This window comes from Sphaerothrix gracilis Ecp01, from assembly GCF_030405905.1.
GTDB classification, from domain to species: domain Bacteria; phylum Cyanobacteriota; class Cyanobacteriia; order Phormidesmidales; family Phormidesmidaceae; genus Sphaerothrix; species Sphaerothrix gracilis.
Genome location: NZ_JASATW010000009.1, coordinates 207498 through 219458, shown reverse-complemented (window position 1 = coordinate 219458; position 11961 = coordinate 207498). Strand labels below are relative to the sequence as shown.

Annotated in this window: 11 protein-coding genes; 10 read left to right on the top strand and 1 reads right to left on the bottom strand. The window is 44.7% G+C overall.

Annotated features, from left to right (window positions below; genetic code table 11):
• Position 1: 1 nt before the first annotated feature.
• The 4 genes from QJQ48_RS12275 to QJQ48_RS12260 all read left to right on the top strand — a co-directional run bounded on the left by QJQ48_RS12275 (position 2) and on the right by QJQ48_RS12260 (position 3762).
• Positions 2-961, top strand: a complete 960-nt coding sequence (locus QJQ48_RS12275) for an HNH endonuclease (RefSeq protein ID WP_346291522.1) — start codon at positions 2-4, stop codon at positions 959-961.
• A gap of 75 nt (positions 962-1036) precedes the next feature.
• Positions 1037-1960: a nucleoside triphosphate pyrophosphohydrolase family protein gene (locus QJQ48_RS12270; protein ID WP_346291521.1), complete on the top strand. Its 924-nt coding sequence runs from the start codon at positions 1037-1039 to the stop codon at positions 1958-1960.
• Positions 1938-2642 (top strand): thymidylate synthase family protein, encoded by a 705-nt coding sequence (locus tag QJQ48_RS12265; protein WP_346291520.1) that lies wholly within the window; start codon positions 1938-1940, stop codon positions 2640-2642. Before QJQ48_RS12270 ends, QJQ48_RS12265 begins: the two co-directional genes overlap by 23 nt.
• Complete coding sequence (locus tag QJQ48_RS12260) at positions 2635-3762, top strand: uracil-DNA glycosylase family protein (RefSeq protein ID WP_346291519.1); 1128 nt, start codon at positions 2635-2637, stop codon at positions 3760-3762. The genes QJQ48_RS12265 and QJQ48_RS12260 overlap by 8 nt, the downstream gene beginning before the upstream one ends.
• A 206-nt stretch (positions 3763-3968) precedes the next feature.
• Here the strand turns inward: QJQ48_RS12260 and QJQ48_RS12255 are convergent, their stop codons facing one another.
• Positions 3969-4196, bottom strand: a complete 228-nt coding sequence (locus tag QJQ48_RS12255) for a helix-turn-helix domain-containing protein (RefSeq protein WP_346291518.1) — start codon at positions 4194-4196, stop codon at positions 3969-3971.
• 165 nt (positions 4197-4361) lie between these two features.
• Between QJQ48_RS12255 and QJQ48_RS12250 the strand changes: the two genes are divergently transcribed.
• From QJQ48_RS12250 to QJQ48_RS12225, 6 genes are all read left to right on the top strand, one after another.
• Positions 4362-4652 carry a hypothetical protein gene (locus QJQ48_RS12250; RefSeq protein WP_346291517.1) on the top strand — a complete coding sequence of 97 codons (291 nt, stop codon included), beginning with the start codon at positions 4362-4364 and terminating at the stop codon, positions 4650-4652.
• A 157-nt stretch (positions 4653-4809) separates the two neighbouring features.
• Positions 4810-5049, top strand: coding sequence for a hypothetical protein (locus QJQ48_RS12245; protein ID WP_346291516.1), 240 nt, complete (start codon positions 4810-4812; stop codon positions 5047-5049).
• Positions 5050-5114: 65 nt separating this feature from the next.
• Positions 5115-5354: a nucleotidyltransferase family protein gene (locus QJQ48_RS12240; protein ID WP_346291515.1), complete on the top strand. Its 240-nt coding sequence runs from the start codon at positions 5115-5117 to the stop codon at positions 5352-5354.
• 108 nt (positions 5355-5462) lie between these two features.
• Positions 5463-5819, top strand: a complete 357-nt coding sequence (locus tag QJQ48_RS12235; protein ID WP_346291514.1) for a CU044_2847 family protein — start codon at positions 5463-5465, stop codon at positions 5817-5819.
• A 78-nt stretch (positions 5820-5897) separates the two neighbouring features.
• Complete coding sequence (locus tag QJQ48_RS12230; protein ID WP_346291513.1) at positions 5898-8201, top strand: AAA-like domain-containing protein; 2304 nt, start codon at positions 5898-5900, stop codon at positions 8199-8201.
• A gap of 2 nt (positions 8202-8203) precedes the next feature.
• A partial coding sequence (locus tag QJQ48_RS12225) for a tetratricopeptide repeat protein (protein WP_346291512.1) occupies positions 8204-11961 on the top strand: 3758 nt, incomplete at its 3' end.

Genomic DNA, 11961 nt, shown 5'->3' with positions numbered 1-11961 from the left:
TGTGAAGAAAAATTTAGCTTATTACCAAGACAAGTTCGCTAAGCTTAGAGTAGATAGGGCAAGAGGTATTGCACCTCACAAGCCAATTCTACTTTTGGCGCTCATTGATTTGATTGAACGCAACAGAATTCAGCGCAATGAGATCTATTTATCGCCTGAGCTAACGGCTAATTTTCTGAAATTCTGGCATCGTCTCGGCTCAGAAACTCACCGCTCAAATATAGCGCTGCCATTTTTTCACCTGACAGGGGATCGGTTTTGGTATTTAATGCCGAATCCAGGTTTTGAAGCAACTATCAAAGCTCGCATCAAATTGAGAACGTCTTCTGCCTTACGCGCTGCGGTTAAGTATGCGTATGTAGATTCAGAACTGTTTGAACTTTTGCGCGATTCGGAGTCTCGAAAGAAGCTAGTCGGAGTGCTGATTAATGTTTGGTTTCCGGATGAAGAGAAAACTATTGCTGACAGCTTTGGTTATGATGAGTTTGAAGCTGTGCAGCAATCGCTTTTTGACTCCGGCGGTGCAACTTACAATGCGGACGATCTTAAGGATGAAGATAGAATTTTCGTGCGCAATGCGGCATTCCGACAAAATATAGTCAGACTTTATGATCAGCGCTGCGCATTTTGCAAGATGCGGGTGGTGAGCTGGGATGGGCAAAATATTGTGGATGGAGCGCATATTATGCCGTTTTCAGAGTTTCACAATGATTTGTTTGTGAATGGCATTGCGCTCTGTAAAAATCACCACTGGGCTTTTGATCGGGGTTGGTTTGGTATTGATGATGATTATCGAATTGTAATTCCAAGCGATCGATTCATAGAGGAGCCAGCGGTAGGAAGCCAAAAGCTAAAAACATTTATGGAAGAAGCAATCGAATTACCAAGTGAACAAAAGTTTGTACCAAGCTTAAAGGGATTACAGTGGCATCGCAAGCGCTGGAATATATACAAGGACTAAAGCGGTTATTGGAAAATAATACAGACTCAATGATTTCATAAACTTGAGGAAGAGCCAATATAGAGGCTTTAAAAAATGGAGTTGGACGATTATCAAAATCAATCTAGCCTGACAGATCAATTCCCAGACATAGATGATGATGGTGCATCTTTAACGATCCCAATATTAGGATTAATAGGAGAACTTGGTTCACTGGTAACTTGCTTTAAGAAAAGAATCAGAGATGGCGAGAGCTATGAACACTTTATTAAAGACTTGAGAGAAGAAATTGGTGATGTTCTTTGGTATCTGACTAATTTAGCTTCAAAATGGGAACTTTCTCTTAATGAGATTGCCAGGGAAAATCTGGATAAAAACAAAGACAGATGGCTCAGAAATACTGTAACTGAGGGCGAATATACTTTATACGATGAAGGATGTTCTGAAGAGGAGAAAATTCCCAGAAAATTCAATGTTTATTTTACGATAAAGGAAGAAGCTAATGTAGCCGATATCTTTATGATTGGAGAAAATGGGCAAAGAGAAAAATTAGGAGATACTCTATCTGATAACTCATACAAAAATGATTTGTATAGATTTCACGACATATTTCATCTTGCTTATGCCGCTATTCTTGGATGGTCTCCTGTATTAAGACAGTTATTGAATATAAAGCGAAAGTCCAATGCGCAAATTGATGAAATAGAAGATGGGGCGCGTGCCCGTATTACAGAAGAGGCAATTTCTCTTTATGTATTCAATTATGCTAATCGACACAATATGCTAGCAAGCCTAAAGGAAATTGATTTAGATGTTTTACTAACAATAAAAAACTTAGTATCAGACTTAGAAGTGAAAGATAAAACCATGTATGAATGGAAGCTAGCAATACTTTCAGGTTATGAAATATATAGACAACTATATCAGAATAGAGGAGGAGTAGTCGAAATAGATTTGCTGGAGAGAAAAATATTCTATAGAGGTACTACGGAAAATTATGTATCAAGTACACGGTTCTAATTGTCTAGAAGCTTGGAAAGAGGGATGCAAGCTAGTTGTTAAAAGTGATGTTTTTAACTTAGTGACTACCGTTAAAGATCCGAATCTTTTTAACAAAGCTTGGCTCGACAAGTATAACGCCAGAGTTATAGCTCCTAGCAACGACGCAAGCTTGTCAGACGTTATCAATACAATATTTCCGTGTAAAATTTCTGATATAAAAGATAGGCAAAATTTTTATAAATACTATCTAAAGCTTCATGAAAGGAAATCAAGATTTGGGAGTAAGAAAAAAAGTCACTGGGGAACTTATTTTCAAAGATTGATTTCTTTTGGAGATAAGAATATAAATCAACTTGAACTTGTTATCAGCCTTCTTAATCAAGAATCAAGATGGCTTAGAGTAACTAATCCTATTCATATATCTTCTGCTGAGTACGATTCTTTATCTAAACGATTGGGTAATCCATGTTTGCAATATATTCAGTTTATTCAACCTTGTAAACAACAAATTAGTTTAGTTGCGCTTTACAGGAACCATGATTTCTTTAACAAGGCATTGGGTAATCTGATAGGGCTAGGTCAATTACTAAATTTTGTAGCTTTGAGTACCGGCAAAGATTGTGGTGAAGTAATATGCCATTCAGTACATGCGTACTCAAAAAGTAAGTTGAAACTGAAGGAGTTGGCAGAAATTGATTAAGGAAGAAAGATTTCACGATTTATGTGGAGAGGTCAGTACTTGCATCGCCTGTGAGCGTATGTGTGATAGCTCAAAGGTGCTTGGCCCTTCCTCTGGCAAAGTTACATCCGATCTGATGTTTATTGGTGAAGCTCCAGGAAGATTAGGAGCAGATAATACAACTATTCCATTTCATGGAGATAAATCAGGTCATAACTTTGAAGAACTTTTGGAGTTTGCAAGCTTATCTCGCAGTCAAATTTTTGTAACCAATGCAGTACTTTGCAATCCTCGTAATTCTCAAGGTAATAATGCTACACCAAATAAGCAGGAAATAGAAAACTGTTCTGAATATCTAAAAAGACAAATTGACTTAATTAATCCAAAGATTGTAGTGACTTTGGGTGCTACTGCATTGAAAGCACTTTCTTTAATTGAGCCCCATAAACTTACCCTTAAAAAATCAGTTAGAACTCAAAAAAACTGGTATGGAAGAATTTTAATCCCGATTTATCATCCTGGCCAACGAGCAATGCTCCATAGAAGTTTTGCGAATCAACGCTCAGACTATAAATTTGTTTTTGACGCGATGAGATCGCTAGGCATGAAAAGAGTAAAAGTATACGGTGAAGTAAGTTTCAAGATTGCCGACTTACTTGAGTATATTTTTTGGAAGCATCAAAATATTTCCTATTTTGGACTTCATAAACTAGTTTATTTAGTTGAATACGAGATATATAAGAAATACGGAGTATTATATACTGGCGCTTATTTCATAAGGCAAAAAGATGGTCCATACTGTACAAACTTACACATTCAAAAAATAAAAAATACTTTTAAAAACTTGAAAACTTCAACTAACAAAGGAAAACTTTACGTAGAAAACAGAGATGCTAATAATCTTTTTTCAGAAACCCCCAAACTTGCTAAATCGCCTGAGAAGATTGATAGAGAAGCTTCTCTCATAATCGACAAACTTCTTGAAAGTTCTGACAAAGATCTTAAAAAGAAAGCTTATCTTTCAAAGCCAATGAGAACAATTCTTCGGAAAGAGCAGCGAGAGAATATCAATTCTTACAATGCACCTATACTATTTGACATTCAGGAAGCTGATTCTCAGCTGAATAATGGGATATCTTAAAGTCCTATTGTTCTTGATCTCAATACATTCATGAAATTTAGATAAGCCACTTCACGAGTCAATTCATAAATGGTTGAGACAATCTTTCTATCACCGAACAGGAGTCACTTATTGGATTCAGTATAGTATGCTGCATTAACTGTTATGCTGTACTTCTCTAAAATCAGCTTAAACGCTTGTTTTGGTTTTCCCATACGTAGGGGTAGTCAATCGTTACTATCCATATACAGTCGCTTAAACTTCACCGCAGCATCTGAGTGAATCTGCTCTAAAGCTTCAACAATATTGAGAACCGTTTCAGAGTTGGGATCGCGCACTTCATTGACCCAACGATAGACATTCGATCGCCCGACCCCTAGCGTATTGGCTAGCTGAGTCTGGCTAATGCTGTAAGCCTCCAGCACCTGCTTTAATACTCGTCCCGCTTTTCCCATAACATCAATCGTGTCAGAGGATTAGTGACGGGTAAAGAAAAAGAGTCCCTATGGACTACAAAGTATGCCATAATGCTCAAAGCTGTAGTCCATAACGGCGACAGCGACAGTGCTCAGTGTGAGCGCTTCTTTTGTAAAAATCTGTAGTCCACTAAGGCGACAATCATGCAAACTCAAGCATTCCTTTCCTCCGCGCCCCAATCCTCCGACACAGTCAGTCTTGAACTCTCCGTCAAGCTTCACAATTACCCCAAACCAGATCGTGAATCCGTCAAACTTCTCGTCATTGGCTCCAAAGCCGCCGTTAACGTCATTCTTCACAACCTGCACTACCGACGCTTTGCAGAAGTCTTTGAATGGACTGATTTTCTGCCTGCACCTACTGCAGAGCGCCCGATTCAGAGTCAGCCTGGAGAAGTGATGAAAGTGCTAGTGAAATACTTGCCACGACAGTAGCCACTACGTTCAACATAGCCTGCTGATTGATTGAGGCCATAAAGTCCTCTTTGAAACGAAATGAGGAGCCACCGCCGACAACAAATGTGCCTTTGTCGTCGATGGCTCTACCCCCACTTGCGATGCCCCCACTTCGGCTGCTGGCCAATACGCCACAATGGGCTACCGCGCTGGTATCTTTAACGCCCTCGAAAAGTGCCTTGAAACCAGTTCGCGTTCAAAAGACAACGCGATCGCCCACGCCTACCACCGTCGCAACCTCAAAACTGCCGCTGATGAAGGCGACATCAGCACCGTCAAACAGCTCACTCAATCTCCAGCCCCCACCCAACCGCCCAAAAGCTCCGATAACTGGGCAGCAGCCAAATTCAAGCAGATACACGAAAATAACCCGTAAATTCCAACTACGATAAGTAGAGACTTCCCAAAAGCTTGCCTACTTAGAAGAGAAGGCCTCGTCGCGTGAGCCAAAACCAAGAATCAGTGCTTGTACCCCAACAAATCGCTGAAAAACAACCTCAGATCGAAGAACTTTGTCGGCGCAATCAAGTTGCCCGTCTTGAACTCTTCGGATCTGCAACCAGCAATCGCTTCCAAGACCCCACCAGCGATATTGACTTTCTCGTCGAATTTGCGGTCGATAGTCCCCAAGGCGCGACTGATCGCTTTATTGTTTTTCCTGCCTTAAAACGTGCTCCATAAACGAGATTGTCGTCCCAAAAAGCCTGAAAAATTGATAATGAAAATTGTTGCAGACTCGATGAATAACGAGTCTGAGATAATCGGACAAAACGATCGCCAGGATACCCCATGACAGATATTCAGAAGTTTATGGTCAAAGATGCCGGTGAAGAATATGAGTTTTACATTGAGCCGGGGGAGTTGGTCAACATAGAGGCTGACGAAGACGAAGGGTATCGGGATATCAATTTACCCACCATTGATATGAAGAAAGTTCACAGAACTATTCGGGGCTACGCTAAGTACGCCATTGGGGCGTTTGTGAATTTTGGCCTGGCAGAAATTGAGGAAATGAACCTGGAATTCAACCTGAAGATCGCTGGCAAAGCGGGAATGCCCGTTTTAGCTGCAGGGTCAGCTGAGGGAACGTTTAAGGTGCAGGTCAAATGCAAATTTCCAGCGACACCATCGAAATCTAAAGAGTAACTTGCTGATACGGCGTCCTGAGCGGAATGAGGCTACGATCGACTGAGGTAATTACGTAGCAGTTGCCTCAGCAAAAACATGGCGAAGTACGCACTCGTGATCGGTCTCGATCAATACGATCATTTCAGCAACTTAAAAAGTGCGGCGAAAGATGCGGAGGCGATCGCTCAACTGCTAGAGCAGCATCAGTATCATGTGACGCGACTGCCGAGAAAGCGGGTAGGCGAAAATCAGTGGGCGATCGCCCCCGATAAATCGCTCTGTCACACCGAACTGGGAACAGAACTCAAGTCCTTTTTTCGAGAGCGGGCAAAGCATCAGGAGGCTGTTCTCTACTTTGCGGGACATGGTTTCCGCGTTTCGGATGCACTGACTGGGGAAGAGGAGGGCTATCTGGCGACCTCGAACGCGGCGAAAGAGGGCCAGAATGCGATTGCCTTTGACTCGCTGAATAAGCTGATGAGCCAGGCGGAGCTGAGCAGCTTGGTTGTGATGATGGATTGCTGCTATGCCGGTTCCCTTCTGGAAGAGCAGCGGAGCCTGTTGCAACCCACGCAGACGATCCTCAGCCATAAGCAGAACTCTTGTTTGATTGCCGCTTGTCGTGACTTTGAACGGGCGCGGGAAGGCAAGGACCACGGCATTTTCACCGCTGCGATCTTACAAGGCTTGTCTGCCGAACATGCAGTGCAGGAAACGATCACGAGTAATGACCTATTTGGTTTTGTGGAGCGGGAACTGAAGACAAGCGGACAGGAAGTTATTCATGCCGGGAGAGGGAGCGCGATCGCCCTGGTTCACTACCCGCAGCCAACTACCCCGCGAGAGAAATCCGCCAAATCGGCCCGCGTGTTTATCAGCTATCGCAGCCAACCGCCCGACAGTGAACTGGCTGAGGAGTTTTATCAGGCGCTGAAAGCGGCAGGTCATGAGGTGTTCATGGCGGCGGAGAGCATTCGCTTGGGCGATAACTGGTCGCAGCGCATTGATCGAGAGTTAGAGCAGTGTGATTACTTTGTGCTATTGCTGTCACCCAAGTCGGCAACCAGCGAAATGGTGACGGAGGAAGTGCGGCGAGCAAAGGAGTTGCGAGATACTCGAAATTCTGGCAAACCCGGTATTTTACCGATTCGAGTGGACTTTCCCCTATCTTCGCCGCTGAACTATGACTTACGCGGCTATCTCAACCGGATTCAGCAGCGGGAATGGCAGTCTAACGAAGATACGGCTCAGATTTTGCAGGAAATATTGGCGATTTTGGGCGATCGCGACGCTCCCCCTCACGACCTCATAACCTTAGAGACGACGACCAAGCCCCTGACTGAACAACCGGACGCGCCACCATCCCCAGTCGCGCCGCCAGAACTACCCGGTGGACAAGTGGATTTAGCGTCTCTCTATTACGTGGAACGCCCACCGACTGAAGCGAACTGCTATGAAACGGTGCTCAATCCAGGCGCGTTGATTCGCATCAAGGCTCCCCGTCAGATGGGCAAAACCTCTTTGATGTCGCGAATTTTGCTTTACGCGGAAGAGCAGGAATATCTCACCGTGCCGCTCAGTTTCCAATTAGCCGATGCCGCTATCTTTTCCAACCTCGACAAGTTTCTGCGGTGGTTTTGCGCCAGTGTGGGACGGCGGCTCCGGTTGCCCAATAAGCTCAATGACTACTGGGATGAAATTTTTGGCAGTAAGGATAACTGTACGGCGTATCTAGAAGAATATTTGCTGCCGGAAATTTCTCAGCCTTTGGTGCTGGGCCTGGATGAGGTAGATATGGTGTTCGAACATCCCAACATTGCGGCGGATTTTATGGGGCTACTGCGGGCCTGGCACGAATCGGCCAAAACGAATGCCTTGTGGAAGAAGCTACGGTTGGTGGTGGTTCACTCTACCGAAGTCTACATTCCAATGAATATTAACCAATCGCCGTTTAATGTCGGCTTGCCCATTGAGCTGTCGGAATTTTCGCCGGAGCAGGTTTTGGATTTAGCTCAACGACACGGGTTGAACTGGGATGAAAAAGCGGTAAATCGACTTATGAAAATGGTGGGAGGACACCCGTTTTTAGTGCGAGTGGCGCTGTACCAGGTAGCGCGAAAGGAAAGGACGTTGGATGAGCTACTCGCCATTGCGCCTACGGAGGAAGGTCCCTATGGCGATCACTTACGGCGTCACTGGTGGAATCTGGAACAGCGGCAGGAAATGGCCGAGGCCGCAAAACGAGTGGTGGCCGCAGCTGGTCCGGTGCGGCTGGAACCGATTCAGGCGTTTCAGTTGCACAGCATGGGGATTGTGCATTTGCAGGGAAATGATGTCATGCCTCGCTGCGATTTGTATCGTCGATACTTCTCTGACCGCCTCAATGTGGGGAGGGCTTAGCCATGAGCAATGACTATCAGGTCGGGGGCAGTCTGCCTGCTGATGCCCCTAGCTATGTGAGACGGCAGGCGGATGATGAGCTGTATGTCCAGCTCAAAGCTGGAGAATATTGCTATGTGTTGAATTCTCGTCAGATGGGAAAATCTAGCCTGCGGGTGCAGGTGATGCAGCGGTTGGCAGCAGAGGGGGTGGCCTGTGCTGCGATCGACCTAACGCAGATTGGGGGAGATAAGAATGTCACGGCTGACCAATGGTATGCCGGTTTCGTCCGCCAGCTTTGGAATAGTTTTGACTTGGCAAATCGCGTTAACTTTCGCCAGTGGTGGCGCGAGCGGGATGAAATCTCTTCAGTACAGCGATTTGGCGAATTTGTTGAGACGGTTTTACTCGAAGCAATAGCCCAACCTATTGCTATCTTCATTGATGAAGTTGACACGGTTCAAAGTTTAGCGTTTTCCCTCAATGATTTTTTCACTCTGATTCGTGATTTTTACAATCAGCGGGCCGACAAAGTTGCCTTTCAGCGCCTGACCTTTTGCTTTCTTGGCGTTGCGACCCCCTCTGACTTGATTCGAGATAGAGCTCGGACCCCCTTTAATATTGGCCATGCGATTTCTCTCCGAGGCTTTCAACTTGATGAAGCAGAACCCCTTATCAAGGGATTGGGCACCAGTGCTGAGAGGCCAGAGGCCGTTCTGCAAGCAATTCTGAACTGGACGAACGGACAACCGTTTTTGACCCAAAAGCTGTGCCGTTTGGCTCAAACGCTGGACACGATTCCTGCTGGTGAGGAAGAAGCGGCCATCTCACAGTTAGTACAAAATCGAATTATTGATAATTGGGAAGCCCAGGATGAACCCGAGCATTTGAGAACGATTCGAAATCGCCTGCTCAAAGATGAGATGACCGAAGGGCAACGGCTCGGTCTGTACCAGCAGATTTTGTCCGGCGAAACTGTTCCGGCAGACAATAGCCACGAGCAGATAGAGCTGTGTCTATCAGGGCTAGTCGTTGAACGAGAGCAGGTTTTGCAACCTCAAAATCTGATTTATGCTGCTGTCTTTTCGGCTGCTTGGGTTGAGAGAGCACTGTCAGATCTGCGGCCCTATGCTCAATCAATTCAAGCTTGGCTACAGCATAATCAGACATCAGATGCTTTTTTGTTGCAAGGGGACGAGTTGAAAGCTGCTCTGGCTTGGGCTGAGTTGCGCACTCTTAGTAAGCAAGACTATCAATATCTCGTTGAAAGTCAAAAGCTCGGTTTGAAGCAGGAATTAAGGCAGCGTCAGACGGCGCTAGACCATACTAATCAACAACTGACAGAGCGCAACCAGATTTTAGATGAAACGAATCGTCAGCTTAGTGAGGCGCAATATGCCTTACAAAAGGCTCGGCAGGAATTGCGTCGAGTGCGACGGTTCATGCACTGGGCTATAGGATTGGGGATCGGACTATTGGGCGCTTTTGCTTTAGGAACTTGGAGAGCGATCGGTTTACAGGCTAAGGCTGTTGAAGAAAAAAATTATGCGATCTCAAGACGTGATGAGGCATTAGAGCAACAGAAAGCTGCTCAAGCTAGTCTCAATGAGATAGAAGCAGACAATAAGAAGATTAGTGCTGAGAATGAAGGATTAGCCGATGAAAACATAGTGTTAGAAAGCAGCAACCAAGCCCTTTCGAATGAAAACAACGACTTGAAAGGCAACAACGAGTCTCTAGTCGTACGAAATAAGCAAATTGCTCAAGAAGTATCTCAGGCTAAGCAGGCGCGTCAAGCCGCCCAAAATCAGTTAACACAGGTACAAAGTACGCTGAATACTACGCGAGGACAATTAACCAATGCTCAAAGCGAGTTATCGGATGCTCAATCCGAGCTCAAGACAGCTCAGGTAGACCTTGAAGATGTGAGATTGGATCTACTACGAATCCAGGAAGATTTGGAAGAACAGCAAGTAGTTGTTGAGCAACAGCAAAGAAACCTACAGGATGTTTTTCGGATCAGCGAAAGCATATCTGCATACATACGAGACAAGCCTGCAGAAGCTATTGATCAATTATCTCAAATCATTGAAAGCAATCCCGAGAATTCTTTCGCATTAGTTGCCAGGGGAGAGATACATTTGCAAACTGGAAACCATGATTCGGCATTGGCGGACTTTGAAGAATCCATTAGATTAGATCCCACATATTCTTTAGCGCATGTTGGTTTAGGCAATCTTTTTATATCTCTGGTTCCCCCTAAACTTAGCGAAGCTATTTTAGCGTATGAAAACGCTATTTCTTTAAGAGATGACAACTATCAAGCTTGGACTTTTCGAGGCACTGCATTATTTCTCTCGGAAAATTTTCCTGAAGCTATAGAATCTTATCTAAAATCTTTGGATATAGATGATTCTCATGCCGTTGACGATCTTAAATTTACCCTCAATTTTTTAACTGAAGACAGGGTTTATTCAACTTTAAGTTTGCCTAATGCAGAGATCATTGAACGTTTCTCTGGGGAGGAAGAAATTGTAACTAGTGAATTTGAGCCACCTTTAATAGATTCTGAGTTAAGTATTCTAGATGCGAATGCTATACTCGAAGCTAGTGAAATATTGCTGGATAATAATCCTTCAGATGCGGATGCCTTATATTACAGAGGAACTTCCTTATATATAAGGCAAGAATATGCAGAAGCTTTGTCAGTTCTAGAAAATGCTTTGGTGATTCGACCAGAGTTTCCTGCTGCCTTAAATAGAAGAGGCATGGTCAGAGAAAGATTAAAAGATTTGGACGGAGCAGCTTCTGACTATACCCGAGCTTTGGAACTTGAGTCAGAATTTGCTGCTGCTTATAGAAATCGTGCAAATCTTCGACGTCAACTAAACGATGTTGACGGTTATAGCAGGGACATCGCGAGGGCATCTGAACTTAGTCAAGGTGAAATCCCCTTCACAACACAAGTTTTTACAGGTAGGCTTTCGGAGTATTCTGCCACATTGGATGATGACAGCTATTATGATAGCTATTTGTTTGATGGAGTAGCTGGAAAGAGTCTTGTAATTGATCTGAAGAGTGATGACTTTGACACATATCTTTTAGTAAAAAATTCGACTGGAGAAATAATTGCTCGAGATGATGATTCTGGCGAGAATACAAACTCTCGAGTAGTCATTACGTTTCAAACTACGGACACATATACAGTTTTGGCTAATTCCTATAATGAAGGAGAAACCGGTGCATACAGCCTGGAACTGCGGCCAGCCACAGAAACTGATAGAGAGCTTGCTCGAAGCGATCAATTAAGCCAGCAAATTATTCAGCTATATCAACAAGGTCGTTATGCCGAAGCAATTCCGCGTGCCGAGGAAGCACTAGAAACGGTTAGACTTAGTCTAGGCGAAGATCATCCCAATTTCGCCACTAGCCTGAATAATCTTGCATTGTTGTACTATTCGCAGGGGCGCTATGGGGAAGCCGAACCCTTTTATCAAGAAGCCCTGGCGATTTGGCGCGAGCAGTTGGGAGAGCGCCATCCCGCTGTCGCCAGCAGCCTCAACAACCTGGCCCTGTTGTATCGTGAGCAGGGGCGCTATGGGGAAGCCGAACCCCTTTACCAAGAAGCCCTGGCGATTCTGCGCGAGCAGTCAGGGAGTCGCCACCCTGATGCCGCCAGCAGCCTCAACAACTTGGCAGCGCTGTATGAAGCCCAGGGTCGTTATGGGGAAGCTGAACCCCTTTACCAAGAAGCCCTGGCGATTTGGCGCGAGCAGTCGGG

Excerpts from the sequence above, each read along its gene's own strand:
- QJQ48_RS12270 (WP_346291521.1), top strand. The coding sequence starts at position 1,037 with ATGGAGTTGGACGATTATCAAAATCAATCTAGCCTGACAGATCAATTC.
- QJQ48_RS12265 (WP_346291520.1), top strand. The coding sequence starts at position 1,938 with ATGTATCAAGTACACGGTTCTAATTGTCTAGAAGCTTGGAAAGAGGGA.
- QJQ48_RS12255 (WP_346291518.1), bottom strand. The coding sequence starts at position 4,196 with ATGGGAAAAGCGGGACGAGTATTAAAGCAGGTGCTGGAGGCTTACAGC.
- QJQ48_RS12250 (WP_346291517.1), top strand. The coding sequence starts at position 4,362 with ATGCAAACTCAAGCATTCCTTTCCTCCGCGCCCCAATCCTCCGACACA.
- QJQ48_RS12245 (WP_346291516.1), top strand. The coding sequence starts at position 4,810 with ATGGGCTACCGCGCTGGTATCTTTAACGCCCTCGAAAAGTGCCTTGAA.
- QJQ48_RS12235 (WP_346291514.1), top strand. The coding sequence starts at position 5,463 with ATGACAGATATTCAGAAGTTTATGGTCAAAGATGCCGGTGAAGAATAT.
- QJQ48_RS12230 (WP_346291513.1), top strand. The coding sequence starts at position 5,898 with ATGGCGAAGTACGCACTCGTGATCGGTCTCGATCAATACGATCATTTC.